At 47.6% G+C, this 26,333-nt stretch carries 22 protein-coding genes, 1 pseudogene and 1 riboswitch; of the genes and pseudogenes, 14 read left to right on the forward strand and 9 right to left on the reverse strand.

What is annotated here, in order from left to right:
* The first annotated feature begins 156 nt into the window (after positions 1 to 156).
* The 5 genes from MKX46_RS17660 to nfsA all read left to right on the forward strand — a co-directional run bounded on the left by MKX46_RS17660 (position 157) and on the right by nfsA (position 5,711).
* A complete protein-coding gene (locus tag MKX46_RS17660; RefSeq protein ID WP_341071552.1) occupies positions 157 to 1,386 on the forward strand; it encodes a multidrug effflux MFS transporter in 1,230 nt (409 codons plus the stop codon).
* 116 nt (positions 1,387 to 1,502) lie between these two features.
* Positions 1,503 to 1,853, forward strand: coding sequence for a metal-sensitive transcriptional regulator (locus MKX46_RS17665; protein ID WP_013308456.1), 351 nt, complete (start codon positions 1,503 to 1,505; stop codon positions 1,851 to 1,853).
* A gap of 55 nt (positions 1,854 to 1,908) precedes the next feature.
* A complete protein-coding gene (locus tag MKX46_RS17670; protein ID WP_165147930.1) occupies positions 1,909 to 2,109 on the forward strand; it encodes a copper ion binding protein in 201 nt (66 codons plus the stop codon).
* Positions 2,110 to 2,219: 110 nt separating this feature from the next.
* A complete protein-coding gene (locus tag MKX46_RS17675; protein ID WP_341071553.1) occupies positions 2,220 to 4,676 on the forward strand; it encodes a heavy metal translocating P-type ATPase in 2,457 nt (818 codons plus the stop codon).
* A gap of 291 nt (positions 4,677 to 4,967) precedes the next feature.
* The gene (gene nfsA, locus MKX46_RS17680) at positions 4,968 to 5,711 is read left to right on the forward strand and encodes an oxygen-insensitive NADPH nitroreductase (RefSeq protein WP_318627665.1); all 744 of its coding nucleotides are present in this window, start codon (positions 4,968 to 4,970) and stop codon (positions 5,709 to 5,711) included.
* A 179-nt stretch (positions 5,712 to 5,890) separates the two neighbouring features.
* Here the strand turns inward: nfsA and MKX46_RS17685 are convergent, their stop codons facing one another.
* The 5 genes from MKX46_RS17685 to MKX46_RS17705 form a co-directional block, all read right to left on the reverse strand.
* On the reverse strand, positions 5,891 to 6,703 hold the full coding sequence (locus MKX46_RS17685) for a TatD family hydrolase (protein ID WP_029514691.1): 813 nt from the start codon (positions 6,701 to 6,703) through the stop codon (positions 5,891 to 5,893).
* Positions 6,704 to 6,758: 55 nt separating this feature from the next.
* The gene (locus MKX46_RS17690) at positions 6,759 to 7,709 is read right to left on the reverse strand and encodes an ABC transporter ATP-binding protein (protein ID WP_029514692.1); all 951 of its coding nucleotides are present in this window, start codon (positions 7,707 to 7,709) and stop codon (positions 6,759 to 6,761) included.
* Between the two features lie 44 nt (positions 7,710 to 7,753).
* Positions 7,754 to 8,530: an ABC transporter permease gene (locus MKX46_RS17695; RefSeq protein WP_341071554.1), complete on the reverse strand. Its 777-nt coding sequence runs from the start codon at positions 8,528 to 8,530 to the stop codon at positions 7,754 to 7,756.
* Positions 8,527 to 8,820, reverse strand: coding sequence for an MTH1187 family thiamine-binding protein (locus MKX46_RS17700; protein ID WP_016818835.1), 294 nt, complete (start codon positions 8,818 to 8,820; stop codon positions 8,527 to 8,529). The genes MKX46_RS17695 and MKX46_RS17700 overlap by 4 nt, the downstream gene beginning before the upstream one ends.
* A gap of 539 nt (positions 8,821 to 9,359) precedes the next feature.
* A complete protein-coding gene (locus MKX46_RS17705) occupies positions 9,360 to 10,403 on the reverse strand; it encodes an ABC transporter substrate-binding protein (RefSeq protein WP_341071555.1) in 1,044 nt (347 codons plus the stop codon).
* 192 nt (positions 10,404 to 10,595) lie between these two features.
* Positions 10,596 to 10,705, reverse strand: a riboswitch (TPP riboswitch).
* Positions 10,706 to 10,975: 270 nt separating this feature from the next.
* Here MKX46_RS17705 and MKX46_RS17710 point away from each other — a divergent pair.
* From MKX46_RS17710 to MKX46_RS17735, 6 genes are all read left to right on the forward strand, one after another.
* Positions 10,976 to 11,410 carry a pyridoxamine 5'-phosphate oxidase family protein gene (locus tag MKX46_RS17710; RefSeq protein WP_341071556.1) on the forward strand — a complete coding sequence of 145 codons (435 nt, stop codon included), beginning with the start codon at positions 10,976 to 10,978 and terminating at the stop codon, positions 11,408 to 11,410.
* A gap of 224 nt (positions 11,411 to 11,634) precedes the next feature.
* A complete protein-coding gene (locus MKX46_RS17715) occupies positions 11,635 to 13,737 on the forward strand; it encodes a bifunctional 2',3'-cyclic-nucleotide 2'-phosphodiesterase/3'-nucleotidase (RefSeq protein WP_341071557.1) in 2,103 nt (700 codons plus the stop codon).
* Between the two features lie 269 nt (positions 13,738 to 14,006).
* Positions 14,007 to 15,068: an EAL domain-containing protein gene (locus tag MKX46_RS17720; protein ID WP_340931229.1), complete on the forward strand. Its 1,062-nt coding sequence runs from the start codon at positions 14,007 to 14,009 to the stop codon at positions 15,066 to 15,068.
* Between the two features lie 359 nt (positions 15,069 to 15,427).
* Positions 15,428 to 16,441, forward strand: a complete 1,014-nt coding sequence (locus MKX46_RS17725) for a zinc-dependent alcohol dehydrogenase family protein (protein WP_029514698.1) — start codon at positions 15,428 to 15,430, stop codon at positions 16,439 to 16,441.
* Positions 16,442 to 16,594: 153 nt separating this feature from the next.
* The gene (locus MKX46_RS17730; RefSeq protein ID WP_341038461.1) at positions 16,595 to 17,752 is read left to right on the forward strand and encodes an SMP-30/gluconolactonase/LRE family protein; all 1,158 of its coding nucleotides are present in this window, start codon (positions 16,595 to 16,597) and stop codon (positions 17,750 to 17,752) included.
* Positions 17,753 to 17,770: 18 nt separating this feature from the next.
* Positions 17,771 to 18,559 (forward strand): SDR family oxidoreductase, encoded by a 789-nt coding sequence (locus MKX46_RS17735; RefSeq protein ID WP_029514700.1) that lies wholly within the window; start codon positions 17,771 to 17,773, stop codon positions 18,557 to 18,559.
* A gap of 220 nt (positions 18,560 to 18,779) precedes the next feature.
* On the opposite strand, the gene MKX46_RS17740 is transcribed toward MKX46_RS17735, so the two are convergent.
* Positions 18,780 to 19,871 (reverse strand): hypothetical protein, encoded by a 1,092-nt coding sequence (locus tag MKX46_RS17740; RefSeq protein WP_165147945.1) that lies wholly within the window; start codon positions 19,869 to 19,871, stop codon positions 18,780 to 18,782.
* 272 nt (positions 19,872 to 20,143) lie between these two features.
* Between MKX46_RS17740 and MKX46_RS17745 the strand changes: the two genes are divergently transcribed.
* Positions 20,144 to 21,844 (forward strand): glycoside hydrolase family 13 protein, encoded by a 1,701-nt coding sequence (locus MKX46_RS17745; RefSeq protein WP_029514702.1) that lies wholly within the window; start codon positions 20,144 to 20,146, stop codon positions 21,842 to 21,844.
* 152 nt (positions 21,845 to 21,996) lie between these two features.
* Here the strand turns inward: MKX46_RS17745 and pdaA are convergent, their stop codons facing one another.
* On the reverse strand, positions 21,997 to 22,794 hold the full coding sequence (pdaA, locus tag MKX46_RS17750) for a delta-lactam-biosynthetic de-N-acetylase (protein WP_165147948.1): 798 nt from the start codon (positions 22,792 to 22,794) through the stop codon (positions 21,997 to 21,999).
* 261 nt (positions 22,795 to 23,055) lie between these two features.
* Here pdaA and MKX46_RS17755 point away from each other — a divergent pair, with 261 nt between their 5' ends.
* Positions 23,056 to 24,078, forward strand: coding sequence for a methionine ABC transporter ATP-binding protein (locus MKX46_RS17755; protein ID WP_025722905.1), 1,023 nt, complete (start codon positions 23,056 to 23,058; stop codon positions 24,076 to 24,078).
* Entirely contained in the window at positions 24,075 to 24,740 is a 666-nt protein-coding gene (locus tag MKX46_RS17760) for a methionine ABC transporter permease (protein WP_209949265.1), read from the forward strand. Before MKX46_RS17755 ends, MKX46_RS17760 begins: the two co-directional genes overlap by 4 nt.
* On the opposite strand, the pseudogene MKX46_RS17765 reads toward MKX46_RS17760, so the two are convergent.
* Together MKX46_RS17765 and MKX46_RS17770 are read right to left on the reverse strand one after the other, a co-directional pair.
* Positions 24,737 to 25,032 (reverse strand): annotated as a pseudogene (locus tag MKX46_RS17765) (MerR family transcriptional regulator). The gene MKX46_RS17760 and the pseudogene MKX46_RS17765 sit on opposite strands and share 4 nt — an antisense overlap.
* A gap of 99 nt (positions 25,033 to 25,131) precedes the next feature.
* Positions 25,132 to 26,112, reverse strand: coding sequence for an aldo/keto reductase (locus tag MKX46_RS17770; RefSeq protein WP_069010767.1), 981 nt, complete (start codon positions 26,110 to 26,112; stop codon positions 25,132 to 25,134).
* Positions 26,113 to 26,333: the final 221 nt, after the last annotated feature.

Below are 26,333 nucleotides of genomic sequence, written 5' to 3' on the forward strand. Positions count from 1 at the left end.
ATTCGACCTGAAATTGGTAAATTCCTGCCTGATATATAGCAGTTTTGAAAAAAAATTGCGGATTAGCGTGGAATTATTCGAAGCCAGACGAAATGAGTGATATCATGATATATTGAAGTAATTATTTATATTTTTGTGAAAAGGATGATTATTATTATGAACCGGTTATCCAATACTGTTATGGTTGCCGCAGATATGACCAAATCGCGAATATTATGGATCGCCTTTGTCCTGGGTGCATTGAGTGCTTTCGGGCCGTTGTCCATAGATATGTATTTGCCGTCGCTGCCTACATTAGCCGACAATTTGCATACGACTACTTCGTTGGCGCAGCTTAGTTTAACCGCCTGTCTGTTGGGCCTGGCCGTTGGACAGATCGTTGCTGGTCCGCTTAGCGATGTAAGGGGGCGCAGAGGACCGCTGGTGATCTCGCTCATTCTGTACGCTGCCGCTTCGCTGTTATGCGTGTTTGCGCCGAATATCGGTATGCTCATTGCGCTTCGCTTTATTCAAGGGCTTACAGGATCGGCGGGGATCGTGATTTCCAGAGCTGTAGCCCGTGATCTTTACTCGGGCAAAGAATTGACACGCTTTTTCTCACTACTCATGCTGGTGAACGGCGTGGCCCCCATTGCTGCACCAGTACTGGGCGGTGTCATTTTGAACTTTGTTTCCTGGCGTGGTGTATTCATGGTACTTTGTGTGGTCGGCGTGGCTATGCTGATTGCCGTCGTCTTGGGTTTGCCAGAAACGTTGCCAACGAACCGCCGCTCATCCGGTGGTTTGAAGCAGACGCTGGGGACACTCGGTCACTTGTTTGCCGATCGACGCTTTATGGGCTATGCCTTCTCACAGGCGCTGATTACGGGAGCGATGTTCGCGTATATTGCTGGCTCACCATTCGTGCTTCAGGATATTTTCGGGGTTTCCCCTCAGACGTATAGCATCATTTTTGCAGTGAATGGTTTGGGGATTGTACTGTTTTCCCAGTTAACGGGTAGACTTGTGGGTCGCTTCAGCGAACGACAGTTACTCTTGTCGGGTCTGGTCATTGCGGCTGTAGCCGGAATCAGCTTGCTTACTGTAGCCTTTACTGGAGGCCAATTGTTTGCTGTTTTAGTTCCGCTATTTTTTGTCGTTTCCTGCGTAGGGATTGTGAGTACAACGACGACTTCATTGGCAATGCAGAGTCAGCAGCGCTCCGCAGGTAGTGCGTCCGCCATGCTTGGTTTGCTGCCTCTATTGCTGGGTTCCATCGCTTCACCGCTAGTAGGCTTGGGGAGTGGAACAACCCCCGTACCCATGGCGGTCGTTATAGCTATAGCCGAGGTTGGTGCTCTATTAAGCTTTATCGTACTTGCTAAGGAAGCACGCTCAAAAGTATAAAATAGGGCGAAAAAGTGACATTTATCTGGAAGGTTGACATACCCCATGGGGGTATATTATGATGGAACTATAATAAATGCATGAATGCATATATACACCACACAGGAGGCTGATGTATGGCTGAGGAGCAACCTGTTTCCCACACTGAAGTCCATGAGAATCACTGTGGAACAGATGGGGAAAAGACAGTTAGAAAAAGTCATCATTCGGCAGAGTTCAAGAACAGCCTCGTATCCCGGTTGAACCGTATTGAAGGTCAGGTTCGCGGAATTAAAGGCTTGATTGAGAAGGATACCTACTGTGACGATGTACTGAACCAGATTGCGGCTGTCCAGTCCGCGCTGAATGGTGTCGGTAAGCTGCTGCTGGAAGGGCATATGAAAAGCTGTGTCATTGAGCGCATGCAGGCAGGAGAGCAGGAAGTGATTGACGAGCTGCTGGTTACGGTCAAGAAGCTAATCCGTTAAGAGTAGTATTCATACACATTATGGGTACGGAAGTACCCCAGAGGAGGAAAAGAAAATGGCACAAGTTACATTGAATGTAGAAGGCATGAGCTGCAATCATTGCGTGAAGGCAGTAGAAGGAGCTTTGGAGAAAGTTGGCGCTACCGGCAAGGTCAGCCTCGAAATGAAACAAGTGAATGTAGAATATGACGAGTCCAAGCTGAACGTTGAAGCGCTGAAAACAGCCATTGAAGACCAAGGCTATGATGTTGTTTAAGCTGAAGCTTTATGTGTGAAAAAACTTGTTTCGAAGAGGAAGCTTCCATATTAGAAGCTTTTTCTTTTTGGATATAATATACCCCACTGGGGTATGGGAGGAGGATGGCCATGGAAAACCGTGCGACCGACGGTGACAAGCAGACAACGCTTCACATTACAGGGATGTCCTGTGCTGCCTGCGCAAGCCGTATTGAGAAAGGTTTAAAGCGAATAGATGGTGTGGCACAGGCTAATGTGAATTTGGCTTTGGAGCAGGCGTCGATATCCTATGATCCCAAGCAGGTGGAGATCGCTGAATTCCGCGATAAAATTGCTTCTCTTGGGTTTGGAACTGTAAGTGAAGAAGCCAATCTGAATGTAACGGGCATGACTTGCGCGGCCTGTGCAACCCGGATTGAAAAGGGATTGAATCGGATGCCTGGTGTAACAGGTGCCACGGTAAATTTGGCGATGGAAACCGCTCATGTGGAATATGCCGCGGGGAGTATTGCGGTTGGTGATCTGGTGAGCAAGATTGAACAGCTAGGCTACGGAGCGATCCCGCAGAGCGCTGAGGACAATATCGCGGATGTCCGCAGTAAGGATATCCATCGTAAAAAATGGAAGTGGATTGTGTCCGCAGTGCTGTCGTTGCCGTTGTTGTGGGCGATGGTGGCTCATTTTTCCTTTACATCATGGATTTATGTGCCAGAACTGTTCTTGAATCCATGGTTCCAACTAGTGCTGACAACGCCGATTCAGTTCGTCATTGGTTGGCAGTTTTATGTGGGCGCGTACAAAGCGCTTCGTAACGGCAGTTCGAATATGGATGTGTTAGTTGCACTGGGTACGTCTGCGGCTTATTTTTACAGCTTGTACCTTACTCTGCGTCCGGCTGATGTTATGGAGGGGATGGCGGGAATGCCTGTCATGACCATGCCAGAGCTGTATTACGAGACAAGCGCGGTGCTAATTACGCTTATTTTGGTTGGTAAATGGTTCGAAGCGGTAGCCAAAGGGCGTTCGTCCGAGGCGATCAAGAGCCTGATGAGTCTACAGGCGACAACGGCACGTGTAGTACGTGATGGGCAAGAGCTTGATATTCCGATTGAACAGGTACGTGTGAAGGATATCTTTATTGTACGACCCGGCGAGAAAATTCCTGTCGATGGTGTGGTCGTAGACGGACGTTCGGCAGTGGACGAATCCATGTTAAGTGGTGAGAGTCTTCCGGTTGAAAAAGAAGCCGGTTCCGCAGTTACAGGGGCGACGCTCAATAAAAACGGGGTTCTACGTATCCAGGCTGAGCGTGTGGGTGGTGATACGGCGTTGTCCCGTATTATTAAGGTCGTGGAAGATGCGCAAAGCTCCAAGGCTCCCATTCAGCGGATTGCGGATCAGATTTCCGGTATTTTTGTCCCCATTGTTGTTGCTATCGCTGTGTTGGCCTTTATCGTCTGGTTTTTCCTTGTGACGCCGACTGATTTTGCAGGCTCACTGGAGAAAATGATTGCAGTTCTCGTCATTGCTTGCCCTTGTGCGCTCGGATTGGCAACTCCAACGTCCATTATGGCAGGATCGGGACGTGCCGCTGAATATGGTATTCTGTTCAAGGGCGGCGAGCATTTGGAGATGACCCGTTCAGTCAACGCAGTGGTGTTGGATAAGACAGGTACAGTTACGAATGGCAAGCCCGAGCTGACGGATGTTATGGTTGGAGCAAGCGGCATGGCTGAAAAGGATATGCTACGGTTGCTCGGTGCGGCAGAAAAAAGCTCAGAGCATCCGCTGGCGGAAGCCATTGTAAAGGGGATTGCAGATCGAGGCATTGAGCTGGTAGGACCGACAGATTTTGAAAATATTCCGGGTTATGGTGTGAAGGCACATGTGGAAGGTAAACAGGTATTGGCCGGTACACGCCGATTGATGAGCAGGGAAGGCATCGCAATAGATGACTTAGCTGAGCAGTATATGAATGATCTGGAAAAAGCAGGGAAAACCGCGATGCTGGTCGCTGTGAACGGTTCCTATGCCGGACTGGTGGCCGTAGCGGACACGATTAAAGAAACGTCACGGGAGGCCGTTGCCCGTCTGCGCGCGATGAACATTGAAGTCATCATGATTACGGGTGACAATGAACGGACTGCGCGGGCTGTTGCCGCCGAGGCCGGAATTGAACGAGTGCTGGCGGAGGTGCTACCTGAAGGAAAGGCTGAGGAAGTGAAACGGCTTCAGGAACAAGGCATGATCGTAGCTATGGTTGGGGATGGTATTAACGATGCGCCTGCGCTGGCTACTGCTAATATTGGTATGGCGATGGGTACGGGAACGGATGTGGCCATGGAGGCGGCGGATATTACCCTCATGCGCGGCAACCTGAACAGCATTCCTGACGCGATTGAAATGAGCCGCCGGACCATGACAAACATACGGCAAAATCTGTTTTGGGCGCTCGGGTATAACGTGATCGGTATTCCGATAGCTGCTTTGGGCTTCCTTGCCCCATGGTTGGCGGGAGCGGCCATGGCATTTAGCTCTGTTTCAGTTGTGCTGAATGCGCTGCGTCTCCAACGAGTAAAGCTGTAAGTGTATGGATGTATCGGCAGGATAACGTGCTGTCGGACTTCTGTATCGAGATAAAGTTATTATCAGAGTATAGAGCAAGTACGCGCAATTGGTTGGTTTCTCTGCGTGCTTGCTTTTTGTTGTGTTTGGTTTTTTAAAACCATTCAACTTTCATTACGTCAGGTTGCTTATCATTCGCGAAAGTTCCATAATATTTGTAGGAGTGCCATGCAAGCATGCAAGAACTTCTTCGTATACTCACAGCTTGAAGTAGATAAAGAGCTTATATTATGGATTAGGAGTGAAGCAGTCATGAATGATACGATTTCCTTGTTGATGAATCACCGGTCTGTGCGAAAATTCAAGTCAGCCCCCATTACCGACGAGCAGCTCGCAGCTATTGTGGCAGCTGGCCAAATGGCTTCCTCGTCCAGCAATGTGCAGGCATATACCGTTATCGCCGTTACCGAGCCTTCTTTGAAAACAAAACTGGCGGAGTTGGCAGGAGGGCAGGCTTACGTTGAGCAATGCCCTGCGTTTTTGGTATGGTGCGCAGACCTGTATCGCTTGAAACAGGTCACGCTCCACCATCAGCCAGGTCAGCCTTCCTATGAGGGGTCCGTTGAAAATTATACGGTTGCGACCATTGATGCCGCGTTAGCTGCACAAAATGCAGCGGTAGCCGCTGAATCACTGGGCTTGGGCATCGTCTACATTGGCGGCATTCGTACTAACATAGCAGAGGTGTCTGAGTTGTTAGGGTTGCCAGAGCTGGTGTATCCAGTATTCGGTATGTGTATTGGTGTACCGGATCAGGAAACGGGCTTGCGTCCACGCCTTCCGCTGTCCGGTGTTTTGCATATGAACGGCTACGACAAAAATCAGACGATGAAAGCTGTAGAGGTATACGATCACACATCAGCGGAATATTTGAAGGAACGTACGGGCGGTCAACGCTCTACGCCATGGTCTGAGCAAATGGCCGGAAGATTGACCGAGCCAGCACGCTTGCAGTTGAAGCCATTTTTGGAACAGAAGGGTTTCTTGAAGCAATAAAAGTTGAGTAGTGATAAAAAACTCTGCAAAATACAAGTAGTATTTGAGCTATATACGTTTGAAAATACAAGAACCTCCTTATTTACGTATGATGAAGTTCCGCGTAAATAAGGAGGTTCTTTGCTTTGGTTGCATGTTGTGGTTGTAAACCTTCCAGTCAGTAAACAGCTGGTATACCTTTATCCATCAGATAGTGAGTAAAAGCGTCTCGTATTTTCATAAAATAATTGATGGACGGCAGATTCATCTTGCTGGGTCAGCTTGCTGTACGCGCGAATGACGTCGGCAGTCATCCGGGGATGTGTCTGTTGTCCGGTAAAAGGACCCTCGAACGGCCAGGGACCGTCTGTCTCTGCCATGATCTGATCAGACGGATACTGCCTTGCCAAACTGCGGATCTCTTCTTCGTACAGGAGATCCGGTGTGAAGGAGACATAATAGCCGTTCCGGGCGATACGTTCGGTCGTGGCGGCAGAGCCTTTAAACCAGTGAAAATGCGCCTGCGTGACGCCGTGACGTTCCAGAAGGTCACAGGCGATGTCTGCGTCTTCATAAACGGCGTGCAGGACAATGGGCTTGCTATGCTTGCTTGCAAACTGGATGAAACGCTCCAGTAGCACTATGTAGGGAGCGAGGTCAAAAGGTGAACCGCTCTGCGAGGCTTCTAGCCGATTGTAATAGGGTAAGCCGACTTCACCCACGGCGACCATCTGCTGTACATGTTCGTCCATCCAGTCGAACAAGAGGTCAAGCTCAGTTTGCGGTGGAAGGGCCTGTTCGGGATGAAAGCCAAAGGCTGGCCGTACTAGCCCAGGGTAACGCTCGGCTAACCGTAGATTGGCTCGGCTGGAGTCCAGATGCATCGACACGGCTATCACAGCTTGGACGCTGCTATCAGCAAGTGAAGCGAGCAATAGCTTCTGTTGTTCGGGCGGGTAGCTGTCTACATGAATGTGCGCGTCGATTAATGGAGCGGGTCTTGTTGTGGTCAAATCCAAGCCTAGCTTTGTTTGGCTGTTCCATTTCGATGCACATCGAACTTTTACGTCACTCATGCCGATTCAATCCATCTTCCGGGATATTCTTGTGAACGCTCTGAGCATTGTCCATGTCGCCGTCCAGTTTGTACTTTTCCTCACGCATCCAGCCGGTCATGGTTCGCTTCCATTCAATAAAGAGTGGATCGAGGGTGATTTCTTCCCTACGCGGGCGGGGAAAAGGGACATCTACGACATGCACCACCGAAGCAGGTCGCGCTGACAGCACATAAATGCGGTCGGAGAGCAGCAACGCTTCTTCAATGCTGTGGGTAATGAACAGCACAGAGCGGCGGTTCTTCTCCCACATCCGCAATAACCATTGCTGCATATCTGCACGTGTCAGCGCGTCGAGTGCGCTGAACGGCTCATCCAGCAGCATTAATTCCTGCGGGCTGAGCAGTGCGCGAAGAAAGGCTGCACGCTGTTGCATTCCACCAGACAGCGTATGTGGATACGCCTTGGCGAATTTGCCTAGTCCAACCTGCTCGAGCCATTGCAGGGCTTCTTTGCGACGTTCGCGTTCACTGGCGTACTGAGGGGGGACTGCTGTATTTTTACGTGGAGCATTTTCCTGCCCAAGCAGTACATTATCCAGCGTGGTGCGCCACGGGAAAAGGGCGGACTGCTGTGGCATATAGCTGATATGCCCACGTTCACCAGTCATGTCTCGTCCGTGCATACGGATACGTCCCTGCTGTGGTTTGAGTAGCCCGCCGATGATGTGAAACAGCGTACTTTTGCCGCTGCCTGACGGACCGATGAGAGAAACGAATTCTCCCGGCTTGACTGTGAGGGATACATCCTGCAGCACGGGCAGTAAGCTTCGCTTTTCGCGGAAGGCGAGGCTGATCCCGTCCAATTCCAGAGCAGAAGGGGCAGTCGAAGGACTCTGCTGGTCCCCGGCTCGTTGTTCATTAGCCACGTTGTGTGATGATAAGTCAGTCGGATGCAGACTCATATGTGCCACGTCCTTTCTTTGCTGTATTTAATTCAAGGAGGAAGCTATTCCTGATCCGGTTTCCAGCGAACCAGCCATTTTTCCAGTAGTACTATGATGACAAACATCAGTAAACTGAGCGCGACAATGATGCCGATGGCGGCAAAAATGAGGTCCGTGCGATAGGCCGATTTTTGCAGCAGCATATAATATCCGATTCCTTCGCTCGCACCAATCCATTCGGCAATAATTGCGCCCATCACACTGTAGGTGGCAGCAATCTTGATGCCGGAGAATACTTGCGGCAACGAGTGTGGCAACTCCAGCTTCATGAAAATAGCCATGCGACCTGCACCCGACATTTGCATATAGTTCATCATCATACGGTCCGTCCGTGTCAGCCCGTCCATGGTCGCTACAGCCACGGGAAAAAAGCATACTAAGGTAATGACCATCAGCTTGGGCAGCATGCCAAAACCAAACCACACCATGAGCAGCGGCCCCAGGGCGATGACCGGAATGTTTTGGCTCAGAATAAGCAGCGGATACAGGGCGGATTTGAGAAAAGGAATGGTATGAAGAACGATGGCGATCAACAGTCCCGTTGCTGTCCCTATAGCGAATCCCGCAAGTGTCAGGCGAATTGTAGCCCATGTATGGGCACCAAGCAGCGCCGTCTGGGCCATGCCCTCGTGTACGATGAGGGATGGAGCTGGCAGTAGCCAGGATTCAATATGTAAATAGGAAACCGCTCCCTGCCAGGCCGCTAAAAAGAAGAGGACCGCCACAAGGGGCGGCCATACGCTTTTCCACCAGGATGCGTTCTTGCCTTTCGAATTCATGGGCGATATTTCTCGGTCAGCTTGTTCATGCTGATGCCTTGTGGGTTATGTGCGATTTTGATCTGTGAAATAACGCTGGGACTGCCCGCTTCCGTCAAAGCCTCATGCATTTCTTTAACCACTTTCAGCAACTCGTCGAGCTCGCCCTCCATGGTTGTATCCAATGGGTTCACTTGATGTTTGACACCGGAGCGCTGAATGACCTCAATCGCCTTATCTACATACGGGTAAGAGTCCTCGTTATTAGGAGTTTTAGGGATTACTTGAATACTGAGCAGTGTATTAGCCATGCAAATTCACCTGTCCTTCATTTGGAGTGTTTTAGAGAAAATAGGGTGGTTTAAGGCGGGGAGACCGCTTCGCGTTTCATTTGATCTTACGATCGCTGTTGCAGGGGGATTCTCGGATTATTTAAGTTTTCAAAGGTAAGAATTCCCCTGCAAAGGCGAACGCTCCGCTTCTCCAGATTCAAATGAACCGCTCCGCTGCTGCCCGCCTTAAAAGCACCCTATTTTTAAAGCTGGTTTGTGCGGCATTTTTAACACACAAGCGCACCTACTTAGCGCTTAGATAATATGAAACTAAAGAATAAACCAAGTTGAACGAGAACGAAGTGGGCGGAATGGTGCTGTACAAGCGTTAGCGTTCGCTTTAAAAGCTTTCCGTAGGAAAGCTCGCTTCGGAAGCATAACCTCCCCGGATTTCTACACTAATCATAAGTTTTTATTAAGAAATCTGGGTACAACAGCGATGGGAAGCATCATCCGACTGCGTAGTAGGGCTTCGTTCACTTCTCTAGTTCAGTCTTATTTAGCGTTTTAACAAATGGTCAGCGCTTGGGCAAGAAGTCGTTTGTGAAGGCTTTATCGACTTCCAAAGGCTTGCTGAGCAGCTTGCGTTCGTACATCCAGTCCGAATAGTTTTGCCATACCTCCGCTTTTTGCACGCCCCATTGCGCGGCATCATCCTGATAACGTGGGCTTAGCCATTTTTGGCTGGCAAGTACCAGTTTTTTATCCAGCTCCGGTACAGCTTTGCTTAAGATGTCCGCGGCTTCTTCCGGATGGGCGATAGTGTATTCATAGCCTTGGGCGGTAGCGTCCATGAACGCTTTGACCAGCTCGGGATCATTTTTTATCGTCTGTTCGTTGCTCACAATTACAGGCGTATAGTAATCGAGGCTTTTGGAATAATCTTTTACATACAGCATATCCAATGGCTCATCTCGAAGTTGGGCTTCGATTCCGGTCCATGCGTAGAAAATCCAGGCAAAGTCGATATCCCGCTTCACGGCTGTAAAATAGTCTGCATTGCCCATGTTGACGATCTTCACTTTGCTCACATCGCCTTTATCTGAATCCATGATGGATTTCATGACCGCTTCTTCTACGGGAGAGCCCCAACCGCCGTATTTTTTACCTTCAAAATCTTTCGGGCTCTTAATTCCGCGATCTACCGGGGCTGCGAAGCCTGAGGTATTATGCTGGATCACCGCAGCGATGGATACAAGCGGCACGCCTTGCGTACGAGCCTGTGTGACGCCTTCTTGGTAGCTGATACCAAAAGGTGCAGCATTAGAAGCAACCATTTGATCGGCTCCGCCTGAACCAGGTTGAATAATTTGGACATTCAAACCCGCTTTTTCGTAATATCCTTTGTCCTTGGCAACATAGAGTCCCGTATGATTCGTATTGGGTGTCCAGTCGAGCACGACTTTAACATCTTTGAGCTTCTTTGCCGGAGTAGACGTTTGAGTGTTGGTAGCGGGAGCCGCTTCTTGGGATGTGGAGGGACTTCCACCGCAAGCGGTCAGGGTCAGGGCCATGAGCCACAGACTGATCAGTCCCAGGCTTAACATTTTCATGCGCTTCATCGTTGTGTTCTCTCCTTTAATTACCCGTTATCCGTCCAATCAGACAGCTTAAGTTTCCCATTTTCATAAAAATAACATCTGCCGGACGCGATCTTTCCAACAACTTAATCCTCAACAAAAAAAGCGCCCCGAGTTTCCGGGACGCTTGCGCTTGTATATACCAAAGTAAGGGATGGTCCTATGTAAAAAAGGCACATCTTGCTTAAGCATTCCTACGCTGGCATTACCCAGATCAGGTTGTAAGGGTCAGTGTCTTGGGACACACTCTCAGCCGGCCGATTCCAGCACCCCTGGCATTGTATGGTTTAATGGGTTCATTTATTCGGGTTTACTACGACGATTATATGCTTTGAATGCGGGTCTGTCCAGCATGAAGGGAGAGATGACGGTTCATTTGCCGAACGACAGGGTACACTTTTACTGTGAGCTTTGATCTGAAAATGAGTATGAATCAATCCGATTCGATCCGGTCATGTTATTTTCAGAACAGCTGCGCAGGTAGGTTCAGATGGGCTGGTGCCCTATGGCATGGCCGTAGAGAATTCTAATTCGTGAAAAGGAGTTGTTGTACTGTGGGTAAAACGGAAACATTGGATCGCAACCAACTGGAACAAGCCATTGTGAAGGCTTTGGATAACAACAAATTTTGTACGTTAGGTACGGTAGAGGGTGGCAAACCGAAAGTACGCTATATGGCCCTTTTTAACGATGGAATGAACATTCATCTGGCGACAGATCGCAAAACGCATAAAGTGGATGAGCTAAAGGACAATCCGAATGCTTACCTGCTGCTGGGTTATGAGGTTGGCGGTACGAAGGAAGTTGTAGAAGTGGAGGCTACCGTCCAGATTACAGCTGATGAGGGGCTGCGCAAACAAGTGTGGAACGATTCCTTGAAGGAATGGTTCTCCGGACCGGATGATCCCGATTATGTCATTCTGGACGTGACTCCGACTCGCATTGAGTATGTGGGTCAGCAAACGGAGCGCCAGGTGTGGAAGAAATAATACGAATATAAATGGATAAACCAGTGAATCTCCGAGTTTTTATTAGGAGGTTTGCTGGTTTTTTTATGTTTGAGAAAATTAATTATTTTTTCATAAATAATTTTAAGTAAATGACTACTCTTTTGTCTGGCGTTGGATTAAAATAGAAATGGTGGGTTCAAGGCTTACATATATGTGCAAAAGTATGTATATGAGGCATACACCTTAATGAGGAGGGGTATATTTTGTTATTTCGTAAAAATTGGTTTAAAGGGGTTACAGCAGCAGTTGTAGCTTGTAGCATGCTGGTGTTTTCGGCCGCTCCATCTTGGGCAGCTAACAAATCCCGCGATGAAGCTACGGTGAATCTGCGGATCATGGAAACAACGGATATTCATGCGTCCCTGATGAACTACGATTACTACTCGGACAAAGAAACCAACGAATATGGCTTGATTAACACAGCCGGACTAATCCAACAGGCGCGTAGTGAAGCGAGAAACAGCATGTTGTTCGATAACGGTGATTTATTGCAGGGCAATCCATTAGGTGATTATATGGCGAGAAATAAAACCTTCGAGAAAGAAGGCGGCGTCCATCCGGTCTACAAGATGATGAACTTGATGGGCTATGATGCGGCTACAGTGGGCAACCACGAATTCAACTATGGTCTAGGCTTTCTGGAGAAATCGCTCAAGGGAGCCGTTTTCCCTTACGTAAATGCGAATGTTTATGTTGACAAGGGGGGTCAAGCTACTAAAAATTATTTTACCCCTTATCAGATTCTTGATAAAACAGTAACGGATGAAAAAGGTGATCAGCATACACTCAAAGTGGGTGTAATCGGCCTGGTAACACCTCAAATTATGCAATGGGATGAAGCCAATTTAAAGGATAAGGTCGTTACGAAGGATATTGTGGAAACGGCGAAAAAGTTTATTCCTCAAATGAAAACGGAAGGTGCCGACATTATTGTCGTGCTTGCGCACACAGGTTATGAGGATGTGCCACAAACGCCAATGATGGAGAATGCTGTTAAATATTTGAGCCAGGTGGAAGGAATTAACGCGATTCTGTTTGGGCATGCTCATAAATCTTTCCCAGGCCCTGATTTTAAAGATATGAAGGGTGTAGATCTGGATAAGGGAACCATTAATGGCGTACCGGCCGTGGAAGCTTCTTCATGGGGCAAGGATTTGGGCATTATTGACCTGACTCTGGAAAAGGAAAAGAGTGAATGGAACGTAATCGACTCTCAGTCTCAAGTGCGTCCGGTAGTGAGTACTACCAATCAGACTGTGAAGTTTACGCCTGAATTCAAACTGATTGATGCGGTCAAAGAAGAGCATCAAGGAACGCTGGATTATATTCGCCAGCCTGTAGGAACAACGACGGCGCCAATTACCAGCTATTTTGCATTAGTGCAGGACGACCCTTCCATTCAAATTGTGACGAATGCACAGAAATGGTATGTTCAAAACCATCTTAAAGGAACTGAATACGAAAATCTTCCAGTATTGTCGGCAGGCGCTCCATTCAAGGCCGGCGGTCGAAACGGAGCCGAGTATTACACTAATATTCCTGAAGGTACGGTAGCGATTAAAAACGTGTCCGACCTGTATGTGTACCCGAACACGGTTCATGCTGTAGAAGTGACCGGTGCTGAAATTCAGGAATGGCTGGAGTGGTCTGCGGGTCAGTTCAACCGTATTGATCCAAAGCAAACTGAGGAGCAATCGCTGATCAACAAGGATTTCCCAACCTACAATTTTGATGTCATTGATGGTGTGAATTATCAGATTGATGTAACGCAGCCTGCACGGTATGATGCCAAGGGAACTATTATTGATTCTTCAGCGCATCGTATCAAGGATCTGCAATACAATGGAAAGGCTATAGATCCTGCACAGAAATTTATCGTAGCCACCAATAACTATCGTGCTTCCTCATCCAAACTGGCCAACCCAGATGGCAAACGAATTGTGATGGCAGCACCGGATGAAAGTCGTCAAGTCGTTGTTGACTATATCCGTACGAACGGAACGATTAATCCATCGGCGGATGGCAACTGGTCTATTGCTTCTTTTGGTCAGGCAAAGGTTACTTTCGAGTCCTCTCCTGATGCCAAAGACGTGCTGGCAGGCAATCAACAAATTTCATACTTGAGCAGCGCGGCAGACGGTTTTGCCAAATACAGCTTAAAAGCTGGCGCTAAGCCTAGTACAGCAACGACTTCTGTAAAGGAAGCTGTGGCTCCCGCGAAAGCAACAGCAAAGCCAGCTGTTAAAACGACCAAACCGGCGGTTGTTAAACCAGCTAAAACAACAAAGCCAAAGGCATCCAAATAACTTCGAATTTTAGTTTTCGTTTAATATCAGAATGAAGCAGCAAGTCTCTTTAACCAAGAGATTTGCTGCTTTTTTTAATATCAAAAAACAGCCCCGAATTATTATGAGTGTAAAAAGGTTTTGTTTTTGTCGAATATGTACTTAAGTCCTAAGTTATCGTTAAAAAAAGCTGCTTTTTTGTAAAAAAACGTAATTATATAGTACTTTTGTTCTAGTTATTTGTGATATAATGGTGAAAAAACCGGAAAATTGTTCCGAGGAGGACCATTATGACATGCAGCAATTGCAGCATCATATTACCTATAAAGGATCAAGGATTGCTTAGAATTAGGTATTCCAGGGTGTCGCTTACTCCAGCATTAGATGGTTTGGGCATGCTATCGGAACAAATGAAGCAGCAACATGAGCGTGAGGGCGGCATAGAGTTTCGCTATGAGAGCCGTTCAGAGTTGGAACAGCTGGTTAACGGACTGGCTCGTCTGCCGCAGGAATACTTGAACCATATACAAGTTGTGGTGACTGGCTTGCATCATGTCGAAGGATATGAGGACTGGCTTTTATTTAGTCAATTGCAAGCCAGACTGCAACATCCGGATATCGTGAGTATTATTAAGGATCAAAGTTTTTCCAGCCATATGCAGCCTATTGTTGACCACAAGCTGGATATTATCGGGTTTGAGTTTTTGCTGCGTCCGTCACATGCGGAAAGACCTTTTCAGCCTTTCCGACTGTTTGAAATCGCCCGTGAAGCTGGCTTGCATGCTCATCTGGATCGCTCGGCTCGTTTTTCCGCTATTGAAAAAAGTGCAACATGCCTTCCGGCGGGGATTAAACGTTTTATTAACTTTCTCCCTTCCACCATTTATAATCCGGCTTATTGCTTGAATCACACCTTTGAGACGATTGATCGGTTATCCATGAGTACGAAGGATTTTGTATTTGAGGTCGTAGAAACGGAAGAGATAGACGACCTTAATTTTTTGCATCATATCTTTGAGCAATATCGTAATCGAGGAGTTTCAGTTGCCCTGGACGATGTGGGGGCAGGCTATTCTACGACAGAGCTTATGAATTGCCTTCAGCCGGATTATGTCAAAATTGACCGTAGTATAATTGACGGCTGTCATAGTAACAGTAATCAGAAACGGCAAATCACAGGAATTGTAGAATCGGCTTTTCGTTTTGGAGGCCAAGTGTTGGCTGAAGGAGTAGAGCAGATAGAGGATTTTGAATTTTGTCGTGAAGCAGGTGTGTCACTGGCTCAGGGTTATTTGTTTGGCAAGCCGGAGCCCGATCCGCCCTCCAATTTTATGCTTAGCAGCGTAATATAGTCAGGAACAAATTTAAGTAGATGTAGTTTATAAAAATTGGAGCTTAAATAAGGCTGTCGTATAAGCATTAATGTAAAAAACGCGAGTGCAGAGGTTATTTCACCCCTGCAACTCGCGTTTTTTGGTCATGCTTGCCCACCTGAACAAGCTCTGGCAAGCAAAGCCATCCAGTCTCCAATTTTACTTGGTAAGGGACGTTAAAAGCCCGGAAGCAGTTTACGACCGTTTTTTTTAAAAGTAAAGATTGACGTTTTGAAGACAATTGGATACAGTGTACTATATAGGAAACATTGTTTCCTTGGTGATACGCTGTATCTATATTGGGTAAAAGGTTTAACAATAGAGGGAGGACAACCAAAATGAAAGCAGTGCAACTGAAAAACGGTTTTGGCTTTGAAGAGTTAACCTTGACGGAACTTGACACACCGGTGCCTGGACGGCTGGAAGTTCTGATCCGCATAAGGGCAGCGTCCCTCAATTACCGTGATTTGGTAGTTATCAACGGAGTCATGCCGATCGGCATTCAATTTCCCTTCATTCCGTTATCCGATGGAGCGGGTGAAATTGTAGCTGTGGGCGAAGGGGTGACAAAATTTCAGGTTGGGCAAAGGGTAGCGGCAAATTTACAACAGAAATTCATTGGCGGGAGCACGAGAGCGGAGGTCTTAAAGGACAGTCTGGGAGGCCCGCTCAGTGGAGTGGCGGCTGAATATATCGTTCTGCATGAAGAAGGGGTCGTCGCCATTCCGGATCATCTATCTTGGGAGGAGGCTTCCACTTTGCCGATTGCGGCATTAACCGCATGGAGCATGCTGATGGAATCCGGTGGGCTGCGAGCGGGAGATACGGTGCTCTTGCAAGGAACAGGCGGTGTTTCCATCTTTGGGCTTCAATTCTCTCTGATGGCGGGAGCACGGGTAATTATCACATCGAGCAGCAATGACAAGCTGGAACGGGCAAAGGCTCTCGGCGCATGGCAGACAATCAACTATTCGGAGGTTCCAGAGTGGGATAAGGTAGCTCTGGAGCTGACAGGCGGCGGAGTCGACCATGTTCTGGATGTAGGGGGAGCGGCAACAATGGCGCAATCCATCAATGCACTTCGTACTGGAGGGACTGTGAGCATGGTCGGATTCTTATCGGGCTTGACCATTCCTGAGTTCGATGTCACCAGCATTTTGCAGAAGGCTGCGACGATTCGCGGCAGCCAGGTTGGTAACCGGGAACATTTCGAAAACATGAATCGTGCCATTTCCCGCCATCGTTTACATCCTGTCATCGACCGGGTATTCCCGCTCAGCCGAATCGGCGAAGCCTTCGCACTTTTGGCTGAAGGAAAACAGTATTTCGGTAAAATCGTCGTTCAAATATAAATGAGCATTTTGCATAAATCCCAAGAGCAATTTCAAATCAGCACTATATAGATCGAAACGGTTTAGTTCGTCTATATAGTGTACTTTCGAGCGTTGGGAATTGAATTATGCAAAATGCTGAAATATTATTCACATTACATAGGAGGCACTCTAATGCCCAGTAAACCTGATTTATCTGTCAAAGATTCTCAAGAAAGAAAGAATAAGAAACCGCGTAAATGGGTACGCAGAACCGGATTATCGCTGCTGTCGGTAATCCTTCTGGGAGTGGTTATTTTTATGCTCATCCCTTCCCCTGTACAGCCTGCAAAATGGCTTGCACCTTCGGCCCCCTCTTTTGAACAAGCGGGTCCATGGCAACAAAACAACAAACTCAGCTCCGCCGAGCTTGTTACAGATGCCCCTAAGTTTCCGGAATTTATCACCTTTGACAAGGAAGGAAATTTATATACGGGAGACTCCAACGGGAAAATTTATAAGGTTGCCTTTGATACAAAGGGCAATCCGCAAAAGGCCCAGCTATATGCAGATACCAAAGGAACGCCCAATGGACTTATGTTTGACGCAAGTGGAAATCTGATCGTTACGGATGTTAAGAAGGGGCTACTGTCGGTAGATCCTTCCAGAAACGTGACGGTGTTGGCCAATCAAGTCGACGACACACCGATCTATTTGGCCAACGAACTGGATATTGCCAAAGATGGTACTATTTATTTTTCTGACACCTCCAATTATGGCAGTGTAGTCTTCAAAGAAATCGCCGAGAACAAGCCGCATGGACGTTTGCTGAAATATGATCCGGCGACCAAGCAGACGACAGTTCTGTTGGAAGGCCTTTATTTTGCGAACGGGGTTGCCTTGTCTGCGGACGAAGATTTTGTACTTGTGGCAGAGTCGTATCACTACCAATTGACCCGATACTGGCTCAAAGGGCCGAAGAAGGGGACTTCGGATATTTTTGCGGATAATCTCGCCGGTTTTCCGGATAACATTACGCGTGATGATCAAGGCCATTTCTGGGTCGGTCTCTTCACGACACGTATTCCCTTTGTAGATCAGATGCATGGAAGCCCGTGGCTGGCTGGAATGATGGCCAAATTGCCTCAATCGCTGCTCAGCGGTGCAAGCGCACCTGTGAAGCATGGACTTGCTGTGGAGCTTAATCCGCAGGGTAAATTCATCGGAAGCTGGCATGATCCTGAAGGCTCGCTTTATGGGGTAACCACGGCTGTAAACCATGACGGATATTTATATATAGGTACAGCTCCTGGAGGCAGCCAGGGTGTTCATCGAGTGCTTTTAACCAAATAAGCTTGGGGAGGGTTTAACATGATATTGGATGAGTTGAAATTATCCTGGAAAGCGAAGGAAAGCCTGGCCGGGAAAGTAGCTTTGGTAACAGGCGCAAGCAGCGGCATTGGGGCATCGATTGCAAAAAAACTGGCAAAGCGTGGCGCGTATGTAGCTGTATTGGCGCGCCGTCAGGAGCGATTGGATGAATTGGTTCGCGACTTGCACCAAGAGGAATTGTATGAGGTCATGGCAATACCTGCCGATATCCAAAAGGCTGAAGACATACAGCAGGCGGTCCACGCCATTCTTGAACGCTGGGGGCGGCTTGACATTATCGTTGCCAATGCTGGCTTCGGGTATCGAAGTCCGCTGGCAGAGGTGGAACTGGAACGCTGGGAGGAGCTTTACAAGACGAATGTGCACGGTCTTGTCCTGACACTGAAGTACGGACTTCAGCCAATGAGGGAACAGGCCAAGGGGGATGTTGTCATTGTCTCCTCTATTGCAGCGAAGGAAGTGGTTGCCGGAGGAGGACTATACAGCGCTACCAAGTACGGCGTTAGCGCCATAGCCTCTGCATTGCGTTTGGAGACCAGTACGCAAGGAATTCGTGTAACTGCGATTCACCCCGGGGCGGTGGCGACGGAGTTTTCGCAGGTGGCCGGATATCCCGAGCAGGAAATTCGGGCGTTTGCTTCGAGCGTTTTGCCGCTGCATCCCGATGATGTTGCAGAAGCTGCCCTTTATGCACTAGAGCAGCCGGAGCATGTCAATATTCCAGAGTTGACCATTATGCCTTCGAGGCAGGTCCAGCGGTTCAAATAGAGCGATATTTATTCTGACATAAACCGGGTGAGCATGAACCAAAAAGCGCGAGCTACAGGGGGGAATAACCCTTGCACTCGCGCTTTTTTATACTAATGATGAAGCGTGACTGTCCAATAAAGTTTAAAACCACTTTGGGACAGCTCCATTTACTATAGAGGAGACCATATCCCGTAACATTTTGGCCCCACGTTCGCTCATCCAGTCATCGTGAGCACAGCTATAGTGTAATGACGTACAGACCTAGCGGCGTAGTTGCGCTACCTGCAACCATGAAGCTGAGAGAATAGCTGGATCTGCCGGGGGGAACGCTGATATCAGCCAATCGGCATACCTTGGTATTATCTCGTAGCAAAGGGATACCATATACACGATCATCCACGCGTACAGCCCCGGCGAACGCGCCCCCACGTGGATTCGCGTAGATTCTGACGATACGTACCTCGTCACTGTCGTTAACGATGGGAATGGTCGCGTTGTATATGGTTCCGAATTGTCCGCGATTATCTAGCGCAGGCCCCAGCTCGCTGCGTGCCCCGGTAAACAGCAGATCGGCAGGAGCCTCACCGTTCAGCTTTTTGGTGGCACACGCCCGATAGTTTGCGCTCTGTCCCACCACGTACTCTGGCATCCGCGCATTCGTTTCGGAAAAGGACCACACCCCTCGTGGATGCGCCTGTGGTGGAGGTACGGGAGGAAGCGCATCCATATGAATCTGGCGCAGATCGGTCTGCGTGTCCTTGCTGATCACGGTGCGAATCACATAATCCAGCGTACCGTGGCCTTCAGCAAATTCTACGGTAAGGTCATAGATGAATCCGGCCAGCGATCCCTCGGGCAGCTCAAATTCCTCCAGCAGAGCGGTGCCTTTGCCGAATTTATGACGGTCTGCTGGCTTCACACGTTCCATCGTACCCGCCAAACAGCTTTTGGCAATAGACTGCCCGACATCAATAATCCAGTTGCCGTCCTCAGGCACAATCTTAAGAGCGCGTTCAATATGGCGTACTTCCAGTTTAGCAGCGCTCCTGTTCTCTACAGTGATGCCCAGTTTAACAGGGCTGTCGATTTTGTTATAATGCCAGCCGAAAATGCGATGTTTGACTGTTCGGGTTGTCGAGCGAACCATGTCATGCCACAGGGTGGCTTGCTCGGTAGGTACCGTCACATGGGTAAGCGTCTCCGGGTTATCGCTAAGCATCAGGCGGCGTGTTCCGCCCTCAGTGGCTGACTCCACATCCACATGGATGTTGGGCGGGATCACGGCAGTTTCCACAATCAGATCCTTTGGCTCCTTGGATCGATGGTTCATGTAAATTCCTCCTTTTATTCAAAAGTGGCACCGCTTTGGGTACATGTATATGGGCAGTTCATAAATATAGGTAACGCCAGATCCATTTATACAACCTGTTTTACAAAATATTTTTTTAAAATAAACCTCCGCAGATTATAGCGGTTCTGCTAATGCGTCGAAGCAAGCTTACAAGACTCTTGTTCCCAATTACCAACGATTCGCAGCCAGGTATTGCGTGTATGTTAAGAGCATAAGCTATTGGATGTACAGAGAAGCTACAGGAGGGAAACATGCCTAAAAAAATATGGTGGAAGGAAGCCGTTGTATATCAGATTTACCCGATCAGTTTTCAGGATTCTGACGGAGACGGTAAAGGGGACTTGCGAGGCATTTTGTCCAGGCTGGATTATTTGTGTGAACTGGGTATTGATGTTATCTGGATTTGTCCGGTATATAAATCGCCCAATCACGATAATGGATATGATATTAGCGATTATTATGCCATTATGGATGAGTTTGGAACAATGGAGGATTTTGACGAACTGCTTCACCAGGCGCATGAACGAGGTATCAAAATCATGATGGATTTGGTATTAAACCATACATCGGATGAGCATCCGTGGTTTACGGAGTCACGCTCGTCCAAGGATAATCCGAAGCGGGACTACTACATATGGCGAACAGGCAAAAATGGCGGATATCCGAACAACTGGGAATCGTATTTTTCTGGCTCAGTGTGGAAATATGACAAGCTTACAGACGAATATTACATGCATCTATATTCCGAGCATCAGCCGGATCTGAACTGGGAAAATGAAGAGATGGTGGGCGAGCTCTACCGCATGGTGGAATGGTGGCTGAAAAAGGGAGTCGATGGCTTCCGTTTTGACGCTATTGCCCATATTGTCAAAGCCGAAGGGCTGCCGGATGCCGATAATCCCGACAAACGAACCTTGGTACGGGCTTATCAGCTCTTTTCCAATCTGGAACAGGTACATGTGCTTCTACGGATGCTGAATGAAAAGGTGCTGGAATGTTATCCCTTAATGACAGTTGGCGAAACGTCTGGCTTAGGACCGGAACAGGCGCTTGATTATGTGGGAGACCAGCGGCATGAATTGAATATGGTCTTCCAGTTTGAACACATGTTTATTGATGCACAAGGGCTAGGGACGGAAAAATGGAAATCCAAGCCATGGACGCTGGTGGAGCTGAAAAAAATAATGAGCAGTTGGCAGACAGTGCTTCATCAGGAAGGATGGAATGCCAATTATCTCAACAATCATGATCAACCTCGGGCTCTCTCCAGATTTGCGAATGATGGACAATATCGTGTGGAATCCGCCAAAATGCTGGCAACCTTCACACATATGCTTGAGGGTACGCCTTATATTTATCAGGGTGAGGAAATTGGGATGACGAATATTGCATTCCCGTCGATTGATGATTATCGGGATGTGGAAACGTTAAACTATTATGAGCAGCAACGAAAGATTGGTGAGCCGGAGGAGCAGATTATGGCGGCAATCTGGCGAAAAAGCCGGGATAATGCACGCACTCCTATGCAGTGGGATGCTGGTCCTGCGGCCGGATTTACCGATGGAGAGCCGTGGATGAAGATTAACGATAACTACACACACATTAATGCAGAGGCTGAAAGAAATAATCCAGGCTCGATTTTCCACTATTATCGTAAGTTGATTGCTCTGCGCAAACAACATGAGGTCATAGTCTATGGCGAATACAAGCTTCTGTTGCCACTGGATACAGAGCTGTATGTATTCACTCGTATGTTGGGAAAAGAGCGTTTGCTGGTCATTTTGAATTTCTTTGACCGTGATCCGGTGTTCCACTGGCCCGAAGGTGAGGAGCTTCCTGCCGCCAAGGCGGAACTACTTCTCTCCAACTACGAACCGGTACAAGGGGAACAACTGCATGCCTTGAAGCTGCGGCCTTATGAAGCCAGAGTGTATAAGCTAACCATGCATTAGGCTTTGCTATCTTTAGAATGGTAAAAGGAAGGGAAGGCCCATAGAGCCTTCCCTTCCTTGGAGTAAACTAAAAAGCCCAATCCACACTGGCTACCATGGGCAGGTGTGGATCGGGCTCATTATGATATGGTCTCATTAAATGTAGTTACTTTTTAGTGATAATGTTTCACCTTAAGGTCGTCTAGACTTTTAAACTCATACCCTTGCTTGCGAGCCTCGTCGATGATAGAAGCAAGCGCCTCGGCATTATCCTTGGATACGGAATGGAGCAAAATGACCGCTCCAGGGTGGAGCTGCTGCATGACTTGACGATAGGCATAGTCCGTTCCTTGCTGAATTTTTGTGTCCCAGTCCTTGTAAGCCACAGACCAGAATACGCTCGTATATCCGGCTTCTCGACAGGAAGCCAATGCTTTTTCACTAAAAATGCCGCGAGGCGGCCGGACATATTTCATTTCTTTTTGCCCGGTTAGCTCTGCCGATGCATTTCGTACCCGATCCAGCTCAGACCGGATCTCTGCCGAAGAAATGGTGCTCATATCAGGATGGCTCCATGAATGGTTGCCGATAATATGGCCCTCACTCGCCATGCGTCGCATCAAAGCTGGCTGGTCTTTTACAAAATGCCCCGTCACAAAGAAGGCGGCCGGAACCTTTTTGGCCTTCAATACATCCAGCACTTTCGGAGTATACCCATTCTCATAGCCGTTGTCGAAAGTGAGAAATAATTCTTTTTTAGTCGTATCCCCCAGAAAGATGCCACCTTGTCTTTCGATCAGGTGCATAAAGCCTTCTTGTGCGATGGAAGGTAGCTCCCCTCCTTTACTTTTTTTAAACCCAAAATGATAAGGCTGTCCGTCAACAGTCTGAGTAGCCCATGCGGGTTCCGCCGTAACTGCCAACATACCCGTTACTGCAATGCATAGCCACAAGGTAAATATTCGCTTCATCTATTTTCCTCCGCTTTCGTCCCGTTCGGGTAAGGTGTGTATGCTTCGACATATTTCATACCATCTGCAATATCGTACTGATTTATGCAAGGATATGCTTTGACCGAATGTAAAACTCATATTGACATGAATATTAAATCGAAGTAGTATACTTTATAAAACTCACTAGAATACTCGGATTTAATTCGATCGTTTATGCCGAAGAAAAGCATCAGTTCAGAATATCTTACATACTTGTAAGAACGGAAGGAGTTAGGACTCATGATTGAACTTAGGAATGTATCTAAAACCTACGTGAGAAAAGGCCTAAGTATTGAAGCGTTAAAAAATATAAATATCAAAGTGGATAAAGGGGACATCTTCGGATTTATCGGATTCAGTGGCGCAGGGAAAAGTACGCTAATCCGTTTGGTCAATCGTCTTGAGAAAGTAACCAGCGGAGAGGTTCTTGTTGAAGGGGAGCAGTTAAATACCTATTCTACCTCTGGACTGCGGAAGGTAAGGAAGAAGATTGGAATGATTTTTCAGCATTTTAATCTGCTGGAATCAAAAACGGTGTTCGACAACATTGCAATTCCGTTGGTGCTGCTTAAGCGCAACAAACGCGAAATAGAGGGGCGTGTGAAAGAGCTTTTGGCGTTCATAGGATTGTCGGACAAGGCGAACAGCTATCCCAACGAGCTTTCCGGCGGACAAAAGCAACGTGTCGGGATTGCACGGGCGCTTGCGAGCAACCCATCCATTTTGCTCTGTGATGAGGCGACCTCGGCACTTGATCCGCAGACCACACAGTCTATTCTCGACTTGCTTCGCAAAATCAACAAGGAATACAAGATCACCATATTGATCATTACCCATGAGATGTCGGTGATTCAGCGAATTTGCAACAAGGTTGCCGTAATGGAAAAAGGGGAAATTATCGAGCAGGGCAATGTCCTGGAGGTATTCGGACAGCCGCAGCACCCGACGACGCAGAGCTTTGTACGCACGGTCATTCACGATGCAGTACCGGAGAGTGTGCTACAAACGTTCGAACAGCAAGAATCACAGCGGATTTACAAGCTGGAATTTATAGGACAGGTTGCTTCTGATCCGGTGGTTCATGAATTAATTCGGCAGCATGATATCCATGTGAACATTTTGTTTGCCAACATGACGGAGATTCAAGAAACGACGATTGGCTATATGACGATCCAACTGCGAGGTGGGCAGCATTCCATTCAGCAGGCTGTTGATTTTATCAAGAGCAAAGGAGTCCATATTCAGGAGGTAGAGAGTCTATGATGATTACAGGAACCACGATAACCTGGGATCAACTGTGGGAAGCTTTGTATGAATCCGTGCTCATGGTCAGCATATCCTTATTCATTGGCGCCCTGATCGGTATCCCTATCGGCATTTTACTGGTTGTCACCCGTTCGGGCGGAATTCTGGAGAACAAATGGCTGCACAATATTTTGAATCCGATCATTAACATTGTTCGTTCCTTACCGTTTATTATCTTGCTGATTGCGATCATTCCGTTAACCCGTCTGATTGTGCATACATCCATTGGGACCAGCGCGGCAATTGTCCCCTTGATTATATATATTGCGCCATATATCGGAAGGCTGGTCGAAAACTCGCTGTTGGAGGTGAATCCGGGGATATTGGAGGCAGCAGATGCGATGGGGGCGACCCCGTTCCAGGTCATTCGATACTTTTTGCTTCCTGAGGCATTCAGTTCTCTGATTTTGTCGTTAACGACAGCAGCCATTGGTCTGATTGGTGCTACTGCTATGGCTGGTGCGGTCGGCGGAGGCGGAATTGGCGATCTGGCGATCGCATATGGCTATCAACGTTTTGATACGCTGGTTATGCTGATTACCGTCATCATTCTAGTCTTGTTTGTACAAGGTGTTCAGTCCTTGGGGAACCTATTGTCCCGTAAAGCACGCAGGGGTTAAATTAGATGTTTTTTTTCACCTATTGTCTGTTCATAGCTTGTAATTTTATAATCCATGCGTTCCAATACGTTGTTCATATCTTTCATTTTTGCAATGAGCTGCTTGCGCTGCTCTATTAGGAGTTCTTTTCTCGCATACATTTAATATATTCAACCCATCTGCAATCTTCTTCCGTGTAATCTCTGATGCCACTTTTATTACGGTTCACACGCGGAATAAGTCCGATGCGTTCATAATAGCGGAGTGTATCCTGAGATAGTTCGAATTTTTTGCTTACTTCTGCGATCAACATGCAGACTTCACCTCCTGATTTCTGATCAAGAAACGCCCTATGTAAATGGATAGGGCGTTCTTGTCGTTTCTTATTTCGAAACTGTCATTTCATCCATATTTACTGGGCGCCAACTACCGGATGAGGAACATAAGGCTCTTCCAGCAATGCGATTTCTTCAGGTGTTAACGTAATCGAAAGAGCAGCTACTGCATCTTCAAGATGAGACGTTTTCGTAGCACCGATAATCGGAGCTGTTACCGGTTCTTTCTGTAGCAACCAGGCAAGTGCGATTTGAACGCGGGGAACTCCGCGTTTTTCTGCGATGGCCGCAACCTGCTCCACGATCAATCGATCGGTATCTGCAGTCGCATCGTATTTAGATTTTGCCACTTGATCGGTTTCGGAACGATGTGTTGTTTCCTGCGCATCACGCGTCAATCTTCCACCTGCAAGTGGGCTGTATGGAATCACACCGATTTTTTCTTCCTTACAAAGCGGCAGCATCTCTCTCTCCTCTTCACGATATAAGAGGTTTAAATGATTTTGCATCGATACAAACCGGGTCCATCCATTCTTCTCAGCTATATGCAAAGCCTTTAGAAACTGCCATGCGTACATGGCAGAAGCTCCGATATATCTTGCCTTCCCAGCCTTCACCACATCATGTAATGCTTCCATCGCCTCTTCAATAGGGGTAGTGTAATCCCAGCGATGAATTTGGTACAGATCCACATAATCTGTCCCCAGTCGCTTAAGGCTCTTATCGATTTCACTCATAATAGCCTTTCGAGAAAGTCCCGCACCATTGGGGCCTTGATGCATACGGAAATGAACCTTCGTTGCAAGGACAATTTCATCTCGATTCGCAAAATCTTTTAAAGCCCGTCCGACGATTTCTTCGCTAGTTCCGTCTGAATATACATTCGCGGTATCAAAAAAATTGATGCCTAGCTCCAGGGCCTTTTTTATAATGGGACGACTGCGCTCTTCATCTAATATCCATGGATGAATCCATCGTTCTGCAACCCCAAAGCCCATACACCCAAGACAAAGCCGGGATACATCCAAGCCGGTATTTCCAAGTTTCATATAGTCCATTTGATTATACATCTCTTTCCTAGATATTGTTTTCTTCAAATGTTCTACTCCAGCTACTTACACCGGATATTATTACATTTGGAGTTCACTCCAAGTCAAGCGATTTTGTTGCGTGATGCCTTCATATAGGACTAATTGTTCAGAATCGGTTCAGTGGGGTTTCGTATAATTCTCTTAGCATAGTTCCTTGGTTGCATAATCCGTAGAACTAAACATGACTA

It is taken from the genome of Paenibacillus sp. FSL P4-0113, assembly GCF_038009305.1.
GTDB classification, from domain to species: domain Bacteria; phylum Bacillota; class Bacilli; order Paenibacillales; family Paenibacillaceae; genus Paenibacillus; species Paenibacillus polymyxa_D.

Excerpts from the sequence above, each read along its gene's own strand:
- pdaA (WP_165147948.1), bottom strand. The coding sequence starts at position 22,794 with ATGAAGCGAATATTTACCTTGTGGCTATGCATTGCAGTAACGGGTATG.
- MKX46_RS17740 (WP_165147945.1), bottom strand. The coding sequence starts at position 19,871 with ATGAACCATCGATCCAAGGAGCCAAAGGATCTGATTGTGGAAACTGCC.
- MKX46_RS17690 (WP_029514692.1), bottom strand. The coding sequence starts at position 7,709 with ATGAGTCTGCATCCGACTGACTTATCATCACACAACGTGGCTAATGAA.
- MKX46_RS17705 (WP_341071555.1), bottom strand. The coding sequence starts at position 10,403 with ATGAAGCGCATGAAAATGTTAAGCCTGGGACTGATCAGTCTGTGGCTC.
- nfsA (WP_318627665.1), top strand. The coding sequence starts at position 4,968 with ATGAATGATACGATTTCCTTGTTGATGAATCACCGGTCTGTGCGAAAA.
- MKX46_RS17725 (WP_029514698.1), top strand. The coding sequence starts at position 15,428 with ATGAAAGCAGTGCAACTGAAAAACGGTTTTGGCTTTGAAGAGTTAACC.
- MKX46_RS17770 (WP_069010767.1), bottom strand. The coding sequence starts at position 26,112 with ATGGACTATATGAAACTTGGAAATACCGGCTTGGATGTATCCCGGCTT.
- MKX46_RS17735 (WP_029514700.1), top strand. The coding sequence starts at position 17,771 with ATGATATTGGATGAGTTGAAATTATCCTGGAAAGCGAAGGAAAGCCTG.
- MKX46_RS17670 (WP_165147930.1), top strand. The coding sequence starts at position 1,909 with ATGGCACAAGTTACATTGAATGTAGAAGGCATGAGCTGCAATCATTGC.
- MKX46_RS17755 (WP_025722905.1), top strand. The coding sequence starts at position 23,056 with ATGATTGAACTTAGGAATGTATCTAAAACCTACGTGAGAAAAGGCCTA.
- MKX46_RS17760 (WP_209949265.1), top strand. The coding sequence starts at position 24,075 with ATGATGATTACAGGAACCACGATAACCTGGGATCAACTGTGGGAAGCT.
- MKX46_RS17675 (WP_341071553.1), top strand. The coding sequence starts at position 2,220 with ATGGAAAACCGTGCGACCGACGGTGACAAGCAGACAACGCTTCACATT.
- MKX46_RS17660 (WP_341071552.1), top strand. The coding sequence starts at position 157 with ATGAACCGGTTATCCAATACTGTTATGGTTGCCGCAGATATGACCAAA.
- MKX46_RS17700 (WP_016818835.1), bottom strand. The coding sequence starts at position 8,820 with ATGGCTAATACACTGCTCAGTATTCAAGTAATCCCTAAAACTCCTAAT.
- MKX46_RS17745 (WP_029514702.1), top strand. The coding sequence starts at position 20,144 with ATGCCTAAAAAAATATGGTGGAAGGAAGCCGTTGTATATCAGATTTAC.
- MKX46_RS17695 (WP_341071554.1), bottom strand. The coding sequence starts at position 8,530 with ATGAATTCGAAAGGCAAGAACGCATCCTGGTGGAAAAGCGTATGGCCG.
- MKX46_RS17730 (WP_341038461.1), top strand. The coding sequence starts at position 16,595 with ATGCCCAGTAAACCTGATTTATCTGTCAAAGATTCTCAAGAAAGAAAG.
- MKX46_RS17720 (WP_340931229.1), top strand. The coding sequence starts at position 14,007 with ATGACATGCAGCAATTGCAGCATCATATTACCTATAAAGGATCAAGGA.
- MKX46_RS17665 (WP_013308456.1), top strand. The coding sequence starts at position 1,503 with ATGGCTGAGGAGCAACCTGTTTCCCACACTGAAGTCCATGAGAATCAC.